Genomic DNA, 16,956 nt, shown 5'->3' with positions numbered 1-16,956 from the left:
TCTACTAGGCCCTATAAAACCTCGACTGCAATAAATCCTGATACGTATTGGATCTTCCTTGCGTGCAAGTCTAAGAAAGCTTATGATGCGCCTATTATGACATTCTACTATACGATCAGTCCTATCATAGAGATTGTGATTATTGCAATCATGATCAACTACATTCTATCATTCTTCTGGAACACCCGTTCCATGGATTTGATCCTGGGCTTGCTTGCCTTTTTGCTTATTTTTGCCGCCTCATCCGTTTTCAACCTTCCGGTACTACACAAATTATTGCTGCAGATTTCAAGTGTTGCGGTAATAGCTGTCTTGATTATTTTCCAGCCGGAGCTCCGTGTTGCCTTGTCAAAATTGAGTTTGAAGGGAAAACGATATAAGGAAATCACTGAATTTGACAAGCTTCTGGATCAATTAGCAACCTCTGTCTACCGCCTTTCTGACAAGAAAATTGGCGCCTTAATTGCCCTGGAGAATGAAGATTCCCTAGATGAGTTTGCTTTAAAAGCAGTCATGCTCAATGCAAATTTCTCCTCAGAACTTTTAGAATCAATCTTTACAACAACAACTCCGCTTCATGACGGCGCAGTGATTATTCATGACCTGACAATTGTTGCAGCTTCTGTGATTCTACCTCTTGCTGAAGACTCCGCGCAGATTTGGAAGTCAATGGGAACCCGCCACAGGGCAGCACTTGGTGTGAGCCAACTCACAGATGCCCTTTTAATTGTGGTTTCTGAGGAAACAGGAAAAGTTTCAATTGCTCGAGATGGAATTATGACTCGTGGAATCAAAATTGATCGATTTAAAGGAATTATCCGTAGCGTCTTCAACCCTCCCCTCAAAAAGACTCTTCAGTCACGTTTTAACATCCGGGAGTGGCTAAAGAAATGAGAACACTCCTCAAGAATCTATTTATCAATAACTGGCCCCGGAAGTGTCTATCGATCATTTTGGCTATTGCTATTTGGTTTCTGGTTAATAACTCACTTACTACGAATAAAACCATTAGCAATGTTCCCGTTAAAATTGAAAACATCCCTCCTGGAAAAACCCTTGAAGGTGTTCAATCAGACGGTTTCTTGAACAGACGCGTTAGCCTGACGCTGACAGGAAACAAGCAACTCCTAGAAGATTTGAATTCTAATGATATTCAGGTTGTTTTCGATGCTTCCGGGCAAGAAGGTGAATGGATCGCATCGATTGGAAGAAAAAACATCCGGTCAGATAACCCTGATGTTAATATCTCTCAAGGAATTAGCCGTGTATCGCAACAAAATTTCATTATCAAGCTAACTAAGTTAGTCACAGAAAAGATTCCAATTATTATCACTCAGCCTATTGGAGAAGCGCCAAGGGGGTATCAGTTCTTGGATATCTGGCCTTATCAACTTTTTATCACTGTTAGCGGTCCAGAAGATCAGGTAAAACATTTGAAGAGTCGTGGACTCAAGCTGACATTCAATTTGAATGATATCTCAAGGACGCAGCTAGATGAGCTGGGAGCAAATAGCACTAAGAAGCACTCGGATGTTGTTAGCTTCTTTGTCCCAAATAATTGGAAGCAAATCTCTCTTCCCCTTCTCTCTACAACTCCGATTGAAATTAATGACCCAGATGCAAAATACCTGCGGATTGACTTCATCCGATATGAAATGCTAAAACTCGACGCCCCAGTTCCCGTAACTCTCTATTTTTCTCCCTCCGTTGCAGGTGCCGTCAACCCATCAAAGGTCTCTCTAGTTCCGAATACCCTTGTCGAAAATCGGAACGGAATCAAGATGATCACAGACACCCTCTATGCCAAAGGTGTCAGCGCTCTCTTTTTAGATGTCATCAAAAACATGGTTGAAATTGCCGTTGTTGTTCGTCCAGATGAAGAGGGCTGCCTTCAGTCAAGCATCCAGTTTATTAATGCCAAGGATCTCGAAGAACACTATATCCGCTTCCTCAAGTCCGACGCTTCTGATGATGAAGTGCGAGACCTTCAACCTCAGCTCAGAGAAGCCTATTTGCGAAACCGCTTTAGAAACTATATGCACCGCTTCCAACTCTATAAATCAGCAAGTGAGCCCCTGGAGATTTGCCCTAAACTGCAAGGGAATTCTATTACTATAACTGAAGTGAAGGACCATGACTCCTAAGCCTATCCAAGTTTGTTTGCAATCGCGACATATTGAGGCAAGAGGAGGGCTTGAAAAGTGGGCCCGAAGAATTGCTGAAGGATTTACAAAAAGGGGGGCGCATGTTCACTTGCTCACATCCGATAAGCATGTAAAAAGCCCGGTTCGCCCTCTTATCCATACCCACACCCTTTCAACTTCAAGACTGTTCTCTCACCGAAGGATGAAGCAGTTCGATTGTTTGTGCAAAAAATGGCAAAAGACTCACAATGCTGACATCGTGTTTGGCATTGATCGAACAAGCGACCAAACCCACATCCGAGCAGGGAATGGCGTCCACGCAGCATACTTAGAACAAAGACAAAAGCATGAAAACTATACCCCTTTGAAAGCAGCTCTCAACCCCCTAAATAAAGCAATTCTTGAGATTGAGAAAAAAGCCTTTGAAAACCCGCAATTGAAAGTCTTATTCACCAACTCTTATATGGTGAAAAATGAAGTCCTCAAACACTACAACGTCTCCCCAGACACCATTGAAGTCATTCATAATGGTTTAGAATGGAACGAAATGAGAGGTGATTTCAGTACTTGGGTAGAAAAAAAAACCACGGTTGCAAAACACTTGGGTTTAGACCCCGCTCATTTCCATTTTCTATTTGTAGGAAATGGGTATGAACGGAAAGGCCTTACCCTTCTTTTAAAAGCTATGCAACTCTTAACCCAAAGTGATGTTCACCTTTCTGTTGTGGGAAAGGATCGCAACATCGAGTCGTTTATTTCTCTAGCAAAAGACTTAGGACTTTCTGAAAAAGTGAGTTTTTTTGGTGCATCGCAGAATATCCGCCCCTTCTATCAGGTTGCCGATGCACTTGTGATCCCTTCCATCTACGATCCCTTTGCTAATGTGACAGTCGAGGCCCTTGGAATGGGCCTCTTTATTGTTTCATCAAAGAGTAATGGAGGATATGAAGTTCTGCGAGAAGAAAATGGAAGCATCATTGAAGACCTTAAAAGTCTTGATGCCATTCACGCCTCTCTTCAGACCGCTCTCATGCATCCCAAAACTTGGGTCCGTTCTCAGACCATCAGGAGTGGAGTTAAACATCTTGATCTTTCTAACCAGTTAGAATCTCTTATTGATATCAGCCTAGAGCGCGCATGAACCTTTCCTATCTTGCTATTAGAGCCCTTACATTTCCCTTTAGCCTCCTCCCTTTTAGGGGAATTCACTTCCTTGGGAAAGCTTTAGGATCCCTAGCCTACCATGTGCTGACTAAATACCGAAAAAGAACGCTTTCAAACCTCTCACTTGCAGAGAATTTGGAACTCAAAGACCTAAAGAAAACAGCAAAAGGATGTTTTCACAACCTAGCAATTACCTGCCTTGAATATCCTAAGTTTGCCCGCATAAAAAACACTAAAAAGGTCATCGAATGCGAAAACCCCAAAGAAGCCCAAGGGATTATTGATAAAGGAAAAGGGATTATATTCTTTTGTGGTCATCAAGCCAATTGGGAACTTCTCTTTATCGAAGGAACACAGCGCATGCCTGGAGTGGCGATTGGACGTCCTGTTAAAAACGCCTCCCTATATGAATGGGTTGTTTCAATTCGGGAAAAGTATGGTGGAACGATCATTCCCCCAAGGCAAGCGATCAAAGGTGGGCTCCGTGCTTTAAAACAGGGGAAGTTTTTGGGAATTGTTGGCGACCAAGGAATGCCTGAAAGTCCTTATGCTTTCGACTTCTTTGGAAGACGCGCTTGGACTACCCCTGCCCCCGCAATTCTCTCACATAGAACAGGGTGTCCCATTATGGTTGCAACGATCCGGCGCAAAAAAGGGAGATACCTCATTCATTACTCCGATCCCATTTGGCCAAACTCTGAAAAACCAATGGAAGAAGAGATTCATCGGATGATGAAAAAATCCCTTCATCTTTTAGAAGCAGATATCCGAAAATGCCCAGAGCAATGGCTTTGGCAACATAACAGGTGGAAACAGGAAACCCCCGTAAATGTCTATTACCGCTACCGTTGGGATTCCATCTTAATTTTATTGCCAAAAGAATTTGAAGCTAATGAGCTCAAAACTTTCAGAGAAATCTACCCTCAGGCATTTATTACGATCCTAGCTCCTAAAGAAATGGAAATTCCCTTCTCAGACTTCGAAATCATAACCTATGAAAACAAAAGCTCTCTCTATTTAAACGATTACCGCTTCAAGCTCATCTTCAATTTCACCTCTGACCCAGGACTACGAAAACACTTTTTAAAACTTAGTGCTTTTGATGTTTTAGATCTGGAAAGGCTTAAAAAGGCCGCCTCAGAACATTTACTTGAAGAAGATTCTTTTTCAATGCTCCTAAAAAAGGCACTCACCCGCCCCAACACCCTATGGAAAAAAGATGCCTCATGATCGGTTCTACATTGATGCCCCTCTGAAAGGAGAAGTCCTCTTAGGTGGAGAGGAGTTTCATCACCTTTCTCGCGTGATGCGGAAAAAGGAGGGAGATGTTGTCGAACTGCTTAACGGAAAAAATACTCTGGCCCTGGCAACCCTATCAAGCATTTCAAAACGTGAAGCTTCTTTGATAGTGACTCAGTCAGAAGACAAAAAACCTCTGCTGCCCCCTCTCAAACTCATTCAGGCTATCCCAAAACTAAGCCATTTAGAGCTCATTCTGCAAAAGGGAACAGAACTTGGAGCTTCCCACTTTTATCTTTATCCTTCCTCTCTGAGTGAAAAAAAAGAACTTTCAGCCAATCAGAAAAGACGTCTCCATTTGATACTCATCGGTGCAATGAAACAGTGTGGTCGCCTAGATCTTCCTATTCTAGAGTGGGGGTTTCCTTCTTTAGAGGGAAAGGTCTTCTTTGGCGACCTTTCCCTTGATGCTCCTTCTCTTTCTGAAGTTGCCTCCCTTCCCGCCACTTTTATTGTCGGTCCTGAAAAAGGATTCACCAAAGAGGAAACTGCCGAGCTCCATACAAAAGCGCGAGGAGTCCGTATTAATCCTTATACGCTACGCGCAGAAACAGCTGCTATTGCAGGTCTTGCTATTTTAGCTCAATCTTAAGCAGTTCGACATCCGCATAAATTTTACGCTTCCAAATTAATTTGATTATGGGATAACGCCCCTAATTTTTTTATCAAGGAAGTCCTGTCTATCCAAGTTTCCACACTTTCGGTTGCTCATCCAAATCGCCGATCAAAAGATCACCCTACGCAGGTCGTCTTTTCACTTGCGAAACAAGCAATAGCGGCTCTTGTCGGATATTTACGAAACTCTTTGCTGGGTCAGTACACCCCAGATCAAGACTTCTTCTCTTGGTATCAGTGGATAAACCACCATATCAAAATTCTGCATCAATCGCTAGAATCTCCCGGATTTTGGGTTAAATGGACCTCAGTACAGGACAAAAAATTTAGGGAAAAGTAACTCGTTGATATAGCTACAATATTTCGTTTTAGTTATGAATTTTTCGAATGACATATAAGGTGCACCCCATTGTCAAGACAGTTTTTTTGTGATTTTCTAGGAGACTTTTCGTCTCGAATGTTTCTTCATTTATTAGATAGTGTCGTCAAAAAATTTTGAATTTGATATACTTTGCTGTCTTATACCAATGCAACAAAGGAATTTTCTATGGGAAAAGCATCGCATCGTCGCCACGATATTTCAGATAAAGTCTGGGAATTGTTAGCTCCTCACCTGCCAGGTCGAAAAGGGGGTTGGGGCGCCGTAGCAAAAGATAACCGTCTGTTCATTAACGCTGTTTTCTGGATTCTTCGAACAGGCTCTCCTTGGAGAGACTTACCACCTGATTATGGAGATTGGAAAAACACTCACCGTCGCTTCTGTCGTTGGCGGGATGCTAGAATTTGGGAAGCGTTCCTTGAATGTTTAGTGGAAGATCCTGACTATGAATGGCTCATGATAGATGGGAGCCATATTAAGGTGCACCCTCATGCATCGGGAGCTAAAGGCGGTAATCAAGACATGAGTCGGACAAAAGGGGGCTTAACACAAAAATACACTTGGCCGTGGATGCGCATGGTATGCCAGTCCGAATTGTTGTTACGCAAGGTACCACTCATGACAGCACTCAAGCAAGTTTCTTGATCCAAAGTATTTCAGCAGAACATTTGCTCGCCGATAAAGCTTATGATAGTGACGCAATTATATTGCAAGCCGAGAGTCAAGGCATAAATCCAGTCATTCCTCTGAGGTCAAATCGCAAAAAATGGAGAGAATTTGATAAAGAACTATATAAGCTTCGACACCTTGTAGAAAATGCTTTTCTCCACCTAAAACGATGGCGTGGAATAGCCACTCGATATGCCAAAAATACAGCTTCATTCATAGCTGCAGTGCAAATCCGTTGTATCGCTCTTTGGGCTTCTATCTCATGACGACACTATCTAGAGCAAATCAAGAAAACCCTTGAGATTATATTTGATAGTCCCAATCTGCGAATTTTTGTAATGCTTACGATTGTGATATTCTTTATGCACTTCGGACACATCATCTTTGACCCCATCAAAAAATATTTAAAATTTACATTGGATAGAATATGGGAATTCTTTGATATGTGGCTGTAAATCTTTGACTAGATAACCGCTATCGATTAAGCTCTTATGGCATCTTGATCAAACTAGTAGCATTAGCCGATGCAGAAGTTAACACATCTTAGACCACCGCAGGACCTCCCTCCTCCATCAAGTCCATCAGTAAGCTCCATAAGCTCCATCTCTAGTGACAAATCATGCGGTTATAGCTCTGCATCTAGTTCTCCAGAAAACTCTCCTCCGGCAAGAGATTTGCCCTTAAGGCTCCCAAAGGCTAAATACCAAGAGTTGTTTAGTTCTGTAGATCCCTGGTATCCGAGCCCTCAACAGAGGATATCTGCCAATACACAGCACATGAAAACCCTGCAGACAACAATCAATAGGAAGATTCAAGAAAGTTATTTCTTTGTTTTGGGAAAGCAGCAGGAAGATGAGCGCTTTCAAAAGGTTTTTGTTGATTTCTTCCGTGAGATACGTGGTGTTAACAACTTAGCTAAAGAAGCATCTATTTTGTTAGCTGATCATTTTCGAGGCTATGCAGACGTGAGTGAAAAAGTCGAATACACCATAGATGCTGGAGACTTTTCAGATATCCACTGTACTTATCATCAACCAACAGAAGAAGTGATTCTTGAGCTCAAGAAGATCCTTGAAGAAGAGTATGGCCTGAAGGGGCAGCTTATAAAATCTCTGAATAAAGCAGGACAAAAGATTGGAGATGTATTTCAACTAGATACTCACGATACCTGTTTGCGAGAGTTTTCCATATTTCCTAGATTATTTCCCAAATGCATGAAAGCACTGAAGGAGATATTCAGCAGCCTATTGGTATCAGAGTGGCTCAAGAAAGACATTGAAGAGGTTAAGATCTATCTCAAGCAATACCCCTCTAAAGAAAGCATCGAAAGACCAAGACTCACAAAGGAAGATCTCACTCGAGCGATAGCACTCTGGACAGCAGCAAAGCACTACGCTGAGCAGCAAAAGATACGAGATCATCAGCTCTCAAATAAACATAGAAACGAGCTAAAAGATGATCTATGTAGTGCCTTGATCTCTGGAGGATTATCCTTTATAACGGGAGATCCAAGCTTAGTAATTGGACAAGCAGCAAAAACGGCAATGAACTCTTTTGGCAATACAATCGACCCTGAAGGAAAAGATCAGGCAGTGCAAGTCTTAAAGCTATTTGGAGGCTTTGGTCTTGGTAGCGCAATGGGAAGAAATTCCTGGGATCTAGGAACGGCTCTTGGTGTTGATCTTCTTGACCTAGCAACTCGAGCAGAAAAGACAGGAAAAGGAGAGTCTGCCTTAAGAAACCTTGGTGGATCTGTACTCAAAGGCGCATTAACGCAAGATAAGAAAAAGCTAGTCTGCCAAGCACTAGGTTGTAGCGTAGCTGAGGCTGTTAATCAGCTTCCTGAGACAGATGAGACAACGCCGCTTGACATACGCATCGCAAGAGCATTGATATCCAATGGAGATGTTCAAAGTCACTACATTAAGCAGTACGTTGACCAAAAGTTCAAGGAAGCTCCTAAACCAAAAGTTGACGGAGAACTTACTCCAGAAGAACAAGAAAAATACCCCAAGCAAGAACCAACTCTGGCAGACTTACAGCAGCAAGAAGACAGCAAGCAACATGCTCTAAAGATCCAAGCAGCACAAAATGAGCTCATACAAAAAGAAGCTGGTGTTGCAGAAGCAAATAAATACCTCAATGAGAAATTTGCAAAGTATCAAAAAGCCTGTGGTGCATTCAACTCTGCAACTAAGGAATTGAGCAAAGTCATCAAGGGAAACGAGAATCTATCAAAGGCGATAGAAGAAAGAGATGACGCCCAAAAGACACTAGATAGTCTACAAGGGATAGAGAGAATTCCAGTTCCAGAATCTAAACCTGAAAAGCCCAAGAAACCCAAAACAGTAGTAGGGAAAGCATGGAATTGGATAAAAGAAAACGTTGCAGTAAGCGGTGAAATATCTGCAACTAAGATGCCGCTGTATACCACGAATCCATCTACTTCTTCAGATAGATATGTGCCAAGAGAATTGTCTCAAGCCCCTCCACCTCCGAATAGACCACAGATAAGGGAGCCTAATGCAGGACAGTGGGAAAATGTTCAGGCGATGCAACAAGGCCAACTCTTCAACAAAAACATGCAATACCAAACGCCTGTTGTAGATAATAGCCCTAAAGCCCCCTTGAACTATCAAGCTTACTGGAGACAAGGTCTGGCAAACAATGTGCAAGTGCCACCAATGGAGCTTAGAAATCTTGGGAGGAGTAATCCTGTAGATATAAGACCAGCGCATAATAGACCACTTCAAATGGCAGGTTTTGTTCCCTTCGTTATCAGCAAAGTTGTTCCAGAGCAGACTCAAAGAAATGTAGAAACTTGGGTTAAAGGATACGTCCAACAATGGAAAGAGAACCCACTCAGGGCTAAAAGAGATGCAGATATTTGTTTGCTTATAGGCGCTAAAAAAACCATTGTATTTGCGATTCAAGCTTTTGAGCAGCCAAGCTTAAAGACTAAACCCCATACCTTTGGATTGATGGAGGTTTCGAATAGACTCGACAATTGGGTTGCTAAGAAGGTCAACCTAGATCTAGGTTCCCCCAACGCTCAAATGAGTATGTTTGTTGGAGAAATTGCTGTGCCGCTTCCTTTGCTTGGTGGATGCAAGCCCTGCATGAAGTTAGGTCAAGAAGCATTTGCTTTCATGAGACAATCTACCAAACATCTGAAGCCTAATCCGTTATTAGATAGAGCACTTTTGAATCCGACGGGGTTTGAAAAAGAACTAAGGACTATTGAAGCACTACAGAATCCTGCTTACCACAGTGGAATCGGAAATCCTTGGAGCGAAATGCTTCCGATATATCCTAAGGGATTCTTTAAGAAAAGCATTACTAAGGTTGAATACAAAGCACTAGAAGCGGCAAAAGGTGTGAATAGAAGTAATAATTATCAGTTTGTAACATGGGTTGAAAAGGGTGAGACTAAAGCAGTCTCTATAGGAGAAATGAGTCACTCTGGGACTTTTCAAGATAGAGGTGGAATAACAAAGGCTGGGAGGTCGCTCGATAAACATGGACAAAGGGTAGATACAGTATTTCCTAAAGCAGTGGGGAATATCCATGAGAAAAACATGCAAGGCCAGAGAATGTTGGATGAGATATTGAATCATCACGATAAACAAATCCTTTTTAAAGAGCTAAGAAGGTCAAAGGAAGTTGTAATAGACGTTTTTATTCCTGGAGGTCATGGGGCAAGATTTACAAAAGATGGCAAAACAATGATTGGATTTTTGGAGCCTAGAAAATGATAAAAAAAGACTTTGAAATTACAATAGCTTCTCTCCCAGATAGAGAAAATTTGGTAGCTGAGATTTTTTATAAAAATGTTGAATGGATAGAAATTTCAGCAGAAATCCCAAATCAATTTGTTGTCGTTTTTTGCAATAACGATAAAGGCGATTATTGGGAATTCCCCTATGAAGAGGCAATGAAAGTTCTTCAAGAAGCTAAAAATCGTCTAGCCAAATATCAACGAACACCAGAAGAACAAGCAGAATACGACGCAATGAAAAAAGAACAAGAAAACTGGAATCCCACTCCAGAAGAAACTGCAGAGTATGAACGTAAGATGGAAGAACAGCGTAAAAAGTATTATGGATGAACATTTCCATGCAGAAATCGTCTAGAGCAAACGCTCATATAGCTAAAGTGACTTAAATTAGTTATAGGCAGTGCTCCTTGAAAAGTTCGTCTATTCCACATTGATATTTTCTTCGCTTAGACTTTGCCTGCGCCCACTTGTGTTCAATATACACAATTGGCTTTCCCAAACGTTTATATTCTGCGATTTTCCCTTGAAAGATTTGTCTTTTTGTTTCGCAGGCCTTATCTTTCTCATGAGCCTCAAGACTTTCTTTCTGTTGACCTTTGTCTCCATTCTCCTGTTTAAAATTTCAGTGATCCATCGATACCCCAAAAAGCAATGCTTTTCATACAGATCGCGGATTTCATTCATCAGATCTACATCCTCTTTTTTACAAGACTGATAGTAAATCGTAGATCTATTGATCTTTAGTAGCTTAGCCTTTTTTGCTAGGCTTAAATTGCCTTTCAATTTTACAAGCGCCTGTCGCTCCTTTAGTGGGAGCTTCCAAGCGCTCTCTCTAAAAAATTGTTTTCAACCTTCAGCTTCCCTATGACTCCATGAAGTTTATCAACTTCTACCCGATGAGAGTGCTCTGGGCTCTTCGTTTCAAAAATTTCAAGCCCTCTTTCTTCAAGGTCCTTTTTCCAGGCATAAATCAGACTGGAAGCCACACCAAATTCTTGGCATAGCTCTGCTATCGTCTTGTTTCCCTTTAAAGCAGCCAAAGCGACTCTAAACTTAAGGGCGGGTGAATATTTACTGCTCATTTTTCTCCGTTTCATAAACTATCTCCTTTTAGTCTATCCGAGACAGCTTATTCTCCTAAACACACCTGTCTAAATTTTGGGGAGCATTATAATATTCGCTAGATTTTAGAAAAAAAGTTCTATCAATCCGAAGCAAAGAAAAATTAAGATTTGCCCAAGTAGCAAGACGCTTTGGAATAAGTGTAAATAGTGTGTTTCTCTGGTCTAAAGAGGTTAGAGCCGAGGCGCACTAAAATCAGACCTGCAATAAAGATTGATAGAGAGATCTTGATGGAGGATATCAAGAAATACCCTGATGCCTTCAACTATGAACGAGCACATCGTCTCAAAGTAAGCACTTCAGGCATTCGGTGTGCCATGAAGAGGTTAAGAATTAGCTATAAAAAAAAACGCTCAACCATCCCAAGGCCTGCGAAACAAAAAGACAAATCTTTCATCGCAGAATATAAACGTTTGGGAAAGCCAATTGTATATATTGATGAAAGCGGGTTTGCCCATGATATGCCCCACACCCACGGTTACTCCAAAATAGGACAACGATGTTTTGGTACTCATGATTGGGGAGCAAAAGGAAGAACAAATGCAATAGGGGCATTACTTGGAACAAGCCTCCTTACACTTGCGTTATTCGAGTGCAATATTAATACAGACGCCTTTTCCATTTGGGCAGAGGAGGACTTGCTACCGAAACTTCCCTCTGAAAGTATTCTGGTTATGGATAATGCTTCATTCCATAAAAGCAAATCTATGCAAGAGAAGATCCAGGCTGCAAGCCATACCTTGGAATATCTTCCTCCCTATTCCCCTGATCTAAACCCTATTGAACACAAGTGGGCACAGGCAAAGTCTAAGCGAAGAAAATATCAATGTGGAATAGACGAACTTTTCAAGGAGCACTACCTACAACTAATTTAAGTCACTTTAGCTATACAATAGAACTGAAGAAATTTTTTGAAGATATTGGATCCAAAATTCAAAGTGCCTTAGACCTCTGGTCTGCGTTTCTGCTCAGAAATGATCTCCTTAGCAAAGCTAAATTACCAGCTTCCTTAGATGACGCTCCAGTGAAAAAAGCGATAAACGTTCTCAATGTGATGGATTTCTCCGAAGAAGAGCGTGAGATCTATGAAGGAAAGCTCAAGTGGCTCAGAATCGAAGCAAACACCTTGAAGAAATACGAAGAAAAAGGCATTGAGAAAGTTGCGCTGGCTCTTTTACAGCAAGGGCTAGCTCCTGCTCAAATTCCCAAGGCAACGGGCCTTTCTGAAGAAAAAACCCTCATTCTTGAAACAAAATGAGAGGTTTGCCAAAAAACGGCTTCTGTATTTAAGGTGTGTTAGCCCGATGCGTTTCTGCTTTTGTGTTTGTATTGCTCAAACCAAAAAACCCGCTAAGGCGACTTGGAGCTCTTAATTGGGTTCTTTTCTCTAATTGCGCGCAAGAGAATCTCTCATTTTTCTAAAATAACAGAAATTTTCCACTGTTCTCTCCGGGGTCTTTTTTGAGGAAGATATTTTTTCCTCGCCCCAACATGAGCTCCGAATAAAATGAGCAAACAATGTTGCAAACGGCATCCAGGTGCCAACAGAACCTCGTTTTGCTCATTTCTTCGGTATTCCTGTTTTGATTCATAGTTTATTTCCTACCGCTTAACAAGCTTTCTTTCATTCTACTTTTTGTGTGTGTTCTCCATATGAGCCTATCCCGATAATCTATCCACCCAGTATTTGATAAGGCTAAAATTCAAAAATCCTTTCCAGTAATCTAATTTTCTTTCCCAACGCACAACAAGTCGTCTGAACTTTCTTTGAAGCCATGATATTGCCCTTTCTACTTGCCATCGCTTCCTTCGAATCCAAGACGCAATTTTCTTATCTTCTGGATGTTTCCCCATCTTCCTTTTGGCTATAATCGGATAAATATTCCGTCTTAACAATTTTACCCTTAGTGCACTTGCATCATAACCTTTATCTGCTTCGAATACGGGAAGCCTTCCTGTCTCTTTTTGGAAGATTTTTATCTGCTTGCTTACTCTTTCAAGCAGAGGCTCTACTTGTAATCTCTCATCTCCTTTAGCACTCGTTACTTCAAGTGCAATTGGGCTCCCTTCTCCATAGACTAAAAGGTGGTTTGTGACTCCTTTCCCTTTGTATCTATAGTCAACTAATTCTCCTCCTCCTTTGCCTGCGGAAAAAAAACCATCCGTTGCCATCCGATCCCAATCGATCAATCCTTCTAAAAAAGCTGCTTCCCTTAACGCTGAGAGGATTTTTTCAAGCGTTCCATTAGCTTGCCACATTCCCAGCCAACGATGAGATGCTGAACGCGATGCCCACTTTTCTCCTATAGGTAAATCTACCCATCGAGATCCTGTAATCATTATCCAACAGATTGTATTACATACTTTGCTCCAAGGGTTCGAGTATCTCCCATTTCATATCTGTTAATCCATCAAATCTTCCTGCCATCGATTCTCCTTCTAGAAGTTAAAATAAAGAGAGCTTAGCAGGTCTTTAAAAATATTTAACTTAATATTATCGGGATAGGCTCATCGGGATAGGCTCATAGCCTTTTCTAATTCTTATAATATTATTATGAATATCTAGGTCAAAAAGTTTTCGATAAGATTGATATTGCATTAGTTTTTTTAAAGTTCCAGATTGAGTATTATAACCATTGTTTCTACATAGTTTTTCAAGTTCATTTAATTTAATATACATATATTCCCAACCACTTTTTTTTATTATATCAATAATAAATTGAGCTTTTTCTGGTATTCTTGTCTGTTTTTTATTATTTTGCGCTTGCATTAAATTATTTCCTTTTTTAATGGGCTTTGTTGCATAAATAGCTGCAGAAAATGTGATTCTTGCCTTAAGGTCAGTGAGTCTATAAATTTTTTTGTTTATGAAAACGAAAAACCATAGGCTCAAAATGACGAATAAGAAAGATTCAAACCCATCCAAAAAGAGAAATCTCTATCGAATCCGCAACTGGAAGCAGTATAACACATCATTGAAAAATAGGGGGAGCATCACTTTTTGGTTTAGTCCCGAAGTTATAGAGAAGTGGTATTCCAACGAAAATTTAGGTAGTCGAGGTCGGCCAAAATTCTATTCTGATGACGCCATCCTATGTGCCTTGATGATACGCGCAGTTTTTCATTGCAAGCTTCGTCAACTTCAGGGTTTTATCGAGTCACTTATTGCGATCTTAGGTCTCAACCTTAACTGCCCCCATTACTCAGTCTTCTCTCGGAGAGCCAGACATCTGAAAATCCCTTTAAAAAGGCCTCTTAAGTCAGGGGAAAGCTTGAATGTGATTTTCGATTCTACCGGATTGAAAGTTTTTGGTGAGGGTGAATGGAAAACCCGCAAGCATGGATACTCTAAAAGGAGAACATGGAGAAAACTTCATGTGGGCATGTGTGTTGATTCGAATGAGATTGTTATTGGAGCTCTGAGCTCAAATAATGTAACTGATGACGCAGCTATGGTTGAGATGATGGATTGCCTAGACGACTTCTCGTTGGGAGATGTTTACGGTGACGGGGCCTATGACACAATAGATTGTCGGATGGCCGTAGATGATCGAGGGGGAAGGCCGGTCATTCCACCACCAAAAAATGCCCGCCTTCACAAGAAAGATCCCGCTCCATGCTTGGCTCAAAGAAATACAGCTATAGAGGAAATCAGGCGAGGTGGAGAAGATGGGAGAAAGCTTTGGAAGGAGAAAGTGGGATATCATAAAAGGTCTTTGGTCGAGACTTTCATGTTCCGATTCAAGACGATTGTGGGAGACAAACTTCGCTCAAGAACCTGGGGAAATCAATTTACCGAATCTATGATAAAGCTCCAAGCTCTGAACTGTATGACCGAACTGGGTATGCCAGATAGTTATAAAGTGATAAACTGACCCACAGAAGTGGGAGGGCCAAAAAGACTTTCAATAAATTATGCAACAAAGCCTTTTTAATGCCAAAATCCGTTAATGCAAAAGAGACATGATTATTATTATTTAAACATACAAAGTATTTTTTATTTAATAAAATAGATTTTCTTAAACTTGACCAAGGAACTTTATCTCCAAATGAGTTGCAAATATTTTGTAGTTCAGAAAGATTAAATATTTTCTTATTTATCAAACAATATTCTCTTAACATATAACAAATTAAAAAAGATATTCTGTTTTTTGGGTTTCCTAATGGAGGTAACTCACGATCAATAAAAAAATTATTGTTGTTAGATTTACTTTTTCCTATACATAATTTCGTTCCTAATGGAGTAAGCTTGAACTTCTTATTTGCTAAATCTAGAATAAAAAATTCTCTATTCTTATTTCTTGAAAAATATCTCAATATTTGATTAATTTTAATGCTAGACTTACTAAAATGATCTATAACATTCTTTGATTTTAATATTTTTTTAACTCCTTTTAAAGGGATAAAATTATTATTTTTGTCAAATAAAAAAATTAAGATTTTGGTTTTTTTATCAGGCGTAGAACTTACAGTATTGTTGATTCTATTTACAATTTTTAAAGAGCGATACTCTCCCAAGGTAGTTAAATTAATCGTTTTTTTTCTTCCTTTACCTGAAAAAGAAAAAAGCTGTTCATTAAAGTTGAAAAATTTATGTTTTTTAGGAAGAAATAAATTATTTAAAATTAAAACATTTTCTAAATCTTTTATTTTAACATGATTTTTATTATTTAATAAATTTGCATAAAGATAAACTTGCGTTACCTCAACTACTTTTTTCAAAAAATAGCTACTTTTTTTAAAGCAACGAACTTTTGGAAATGAAAAATGTAGATAAATGATATTGTTATATTTTGAGAAGACATTTGAAAAATATTCAAAATCTCTTTTTTTAATTATTTCACTTTTATTTTTATTTATATAATAAAAGTATTCAAAATTGTTATTATATAATAATTCTATATTTGTATTTTTATAACTTCTATTCCATTTTTGAGATGATGGGGTTATAATAACATTCGATTTAAATTTTATTTTTTGTACTAATTCTATACCGATTGAATTAATTAAAACAGTGTTATTTTTGATCACAAAGAAATAATTTCGCGCTTTATGACTAGTTAAAATATTTTTTATTTCACAAGAGGGAATTCTCCATTTATATTTAACAGCTAATTCATGAATATCTTTTATAAGAATAGATTTATTCCATTTATTAACTTTTAGTTTATTTAATATCATAAATATTTTTTCTAGATTACAACTATAATCATCAATGCTTTCGATATTTAATATATCTAATATTTCGCATGATTTCTTTAATCCTTTTAAAGTCAAACGAGCTTTATTGTTATCATCTATATAAAACAAATTTTCATTATACTTGCTTTTTGCTTTTAAAACTGAATCGCAATTATTATACATATTCATTTCACAAATTTTTAATAAATATGAAACATCTAAATTGTTTTTTTTATTTATAAAATTAAAAAATAAGTTCAATAAAATAAAATTTATATTTTTCTCTTTCGAACTAACATTTAAAAACGAACTATTAAAATAAAATTTTTGATTTTTACTGAAAATAATTTTTTTTGATTTTTCAAAATAAGAATTTTTTAATTCGTTTATTTTTTTAATAGAAACTTCATTATTAACTTTAGAATGATATAATGAATGCTGTCTATAATTATTAAATTTAAATAAAAATGAATTTTTGCTAAAATTTTCCACGATTCTAAACATAATTAACCTCATAGGGTTCAGATTTACCTAAGAAAACTCAAAATTGGCTATGAGTGCACTCCATAAGAGAGATGTAAATTGCCTTAAGTTTTTCGTACTCT

14 protein-coding genes and 2 pseudogenes are annotated in these 16,956 nt (G+C 39.0%); 11 read left to right on the top strand and 5 right to left on the bottom strand.

The genetic code is table 11. From position 1 onward, the window contains the following. The first annotated feature begins 96 nt into the window (after positions 1–96). From cdaA to R2I63_RS09125, 8 genes are all read left to right on the top strand, one after another. Positions 97–894, top strand: a complete 798-nt coding sequence (gene cdaA, locus R2I63_RS09160; protein WP_316357042.1) for a diadenylate cyclase CdaA — start codon at positions 97–99, stop codon at positions 892–894. Beyond that, positions 891–2,144 (top strand): CdaR family protein, encoded by a 1,254-nt coding sequence (locus R2I63_RS09155; RefSeq protein WP_316357040.1) that lies wholly within the window; start codon positions 891–893, stop codon positions 2,142–2,144. The genes cdaA and R2I63_RS09155 overlap by 4 nt, the downstream gene beginning before the upstream one ends. Beyond that, positions 2,134–3,285 carry a glycosyltransferase family 4 protein gene (locus tag R2I63_RS09150; RefSeq protein ID WP_316357038.1) on the top strand — a complete coding sequence of 384 codons (1,152 nt, stop codon included), beginning with the start codon at positions 2,134–2,136 and terminating at the stop codon, positions 3,283–3,285. Before R2I63_RS09155 ends, R2I63_RS09150 begins: the two co-directional genes overlap by 11 nt. Next, entirely contained in the window at positions 3,282–4,538 is a 1,257-nt protein-coding gene (locus R2I63_RS09145; RefSeq protein ID WP_316357036.1) for a lysophospholipid acyltransferase family protein, read from the top strand. Before R2I63_RS09150 ends, R2I63_RS09145 begins: the two co-directional genes overlap by 4 nt. Beyond that, on the top strand, positions 4,528–5,199 hold the full coding sequence (locus R2I63_RS09140) for an RsmE family RNA methyltransferase (protein WP_316357035.1): 672 nt from the start codon (positions 4,528–4,530) through the stop codon (positions 5,197–5,199). The genes R2I63_RS09145 and R2I63_RS09140 overlap by 11 nt, the downstream gene beginning before the upstream one ends. 570 nt (positions 5,200–5,769) lie before the next feature. Further along, a protein-coding gene (locus R2I63_RS09135; protein ID WP_316359808.1) for an IS5 family transposase occupies positions 5,770–6,536 on the top strand; the annotation gives its coding sequence in 2 pieces (ribosomal slippage) (positions 5,770–6,145 and positions 6,145–6,536; 768 coding nt in all). Positions 6,537–6,794: 258 nt separating this feature from the next. Further along, entirely contained in the window at positions 6,795–10,025 is a 3,231-nt protein-coding gene (locus R2I63_RS09130) for a hypothetical protein (protein WP_316357032.1), read from the top strand. Continuing rightward, positions 10,022–10,378: a hypothetical protein gene (locus R2I63_RS09125; protein ID WP_316357031.1), complete on the top strand. Its 357-nt coding sequence runs from the start codon at positions 10,022–10,024 to the stop codon at positions 10,376–10,378. The genes R2I63_RS09130 and R2I63_RS09125 overlap by 4 nt, the downstream gene beginning before the upstream one ends. A gap of 240 nt (positions 10,379–10,618) precedes the next feature. Here R2I63_RS09125 and R2I63_RS10740 read toward each other — a convergent pair. After that, a pseudogene (locus R2I63_RS10740) lies at positions 10,619–10,732 on the bottom strand (IS3 family transposase); the annotation flags it as partial. Between the two features lie 122 nt (positions 10,733–10,854). Next, positions 10,855–11,145, bottom strand: a complete 291-nt coding sequence (locus R2I63_RS09120) for a transposase (protein WP_316357028.1) — start codon at positions 11,143–11,145, stop codon at positions 10,855–10,857. A gap of 174 nt (positions 11,146–11,319) precedes the next feature. On the opposite strand from R2I63_RS09120, the gene R2I63_RS09115 reads away from it, so the two are divergent. After that, positions 11,320–12,045 carry an IS630 family transposase gene (locus tag R2I63_RS09115; RefSeq protein ID WP_316357025.1) on the top strand — a complete coding sequence of 242 codons (726 nt, stop codon included), beginning with the start codon at positions 11,320–11,322 and terminating at the stop codon, positions 12,043–12,045. Then, positions 11,997–12,428 carry a hypothetical protein gene (locus R2I63_RS09110; protein WP_316357023.1) on the top strand — a complete coding sequence of 144 codons (432 nt, stop codon included), beginning with the start codon at positions 11,997–11,999 and terminating at the stop codon, positions 12,426–12,428. The genes R2I63_RS09115 and R2I63_RS09110 overlap by 49 nt, the downstream gene beginning before the upstream one ends. A 401-nt stretch (positions 12,429–12,829) precedes the next feature. Here R2I63_RS09110 and R2I63_RS09105 read toward each other — a convergent pair. Continuing rightward, positions 12,830–13,540: pseudogene (locus R2I63_RS09105) on the bottom strand (IS5 family transposase); the annotation flags it as partial. A gap of 124 nt (positions 13,541–13,664) precedes the next feature. Further along, positions 13,665–14,063 (bottom strand): hypothetical protein, encoded by a 399-nt coding sequence (locus R2I63_RS09100; protein ID WP_316357020.1) that lies wholly within the window; start codon positions 14,061–14,063, stop codon positions 13,665–13,667. Between the two features lies 1 nt (position 14,064). Here R2I63_RS09100 and R2I63_RS09095 point away from each other — a divergent pair, with 1 nt between their 5' ends. Further along, on the top strand, positions 14,065–15,045 hold the full coding sequence (locus tag R2I63_RS09095; RefSeq protein WP_316355619.1) for an IS5 family transposase: 981 nt from the start codon (positions 14,065–14,067) through the stop codon (positions 15,043–15,045). Here the strand turns inward: R2I63_RS09095 and R2I63_RS09090 are convergent. Further along, entirely contained in the window at positions 14,972–16,855 is a 1,884-nt protein-coding gene (locus R2I63_RS09090; protein ID WP_316357018.1) for a hypothetical protein, read from the bottom strand. The two genes, R2I63_RS09095 and R2I63_RS09090, sit on opposite strands and share 74 nt — an antisense overlap. Positions 16,856–16,956: the final 101 nt, after the last annotated feature.

Origin of the sequence: Candidatus Neptunochlamydia sp. REUL1, assembly GCF_963457595.1 — a bacterium.
Classification (GTDB): domain Bacteria; phylum Chlamydiota; class Chlamydiia; order Chlamydiales; family Simkaniaceae; genus Neptunichlamydia.
The sequence above is the reverse complement of the archived record's forward strand: the minus strand, read 5'-3'. Positions and strand labels throughout refer to the sequence as shown.

Excerpts from the sequence above, each read along its gene's own strand:
- R2I63_RS09125 (WP_316357031.1), top strand. The coding sequence starts at position 10,022 with ATGATAAAAAAAGACTTTGAAATTACAATAGCTTCTCTCCCAGATAGA.
- R2I63_RS09095 (WP_316355619.1), top strand. The coding sequence starts at position 14,065 with ATGACGAATAAGAAAGATTCAAACCCATCCAAAAAGAGAAATCTCTAT.
- R2I63_RS09145 (WP_316357036.1), top strand. The coding sequence starts at position 3,282 with ATGAACCTTTCCTATCTTGCTATTAGAGCCCTTACATTTCCCTTTAGC.
- R2I63_RS09110 (WP_316357023.1), top strand. The coding sequence starts at position 11,997 with ATGTGGAATAGACGAACTTTTCAAGGAGCACTACCTACAACTAATTTA.
- R2I63_RS09120 (WP_316357028.1), bottom strand. The coding sequence starts at position 11,145 with ATGAAACGGAGAAAAATGAGCAGTAAATATTCACCCGCCCTTAAGTTT.
- R2I63_RS09090 (WP_316357018.1), bottom strand. The coding sequence starts at position 16,855 with ATGTTTAGAATCGTGGAAAATTTTAGCAAAAATTCATTTTTATTTAAA.
- R2I63_RS09150 (WP_316357038.1), top strand. The coding sequence starts at position 2,134 with ATGACTCCTAAGCCTATCCAAGTTTGTTTGCAATCGCGACATATTGAG.
- R2I63_RS09155 (WP_316357040.1), top strand. The coding sequence starts at position 891 with ATGAGAACACTCCTCAAGAATCTATTTATCAATAACTGGCCCCGGAAG.
- R2I63_RS09140 (WP_316357035.1), top strand. The coding sequence starts at position 4,528 with ATGCCTCATGATCGGTTCTACATTGATGCCCCTCTGAAAGGAGAAGTC.
- cdaA (WP_316357042.1), top strand. The coding sequence starts at position 97 with ATGACATTCTACTATACGATCAGTCCTATCATAGAGATTGTGATTATT.
- R2I63_RS09130 (WP_316357032.1), top strand. The coding sequence starts at position 6,795 with ATGCAGAAGTTAACACATCTTAGACCACCGCAGGACCTCCCTCCTCCA.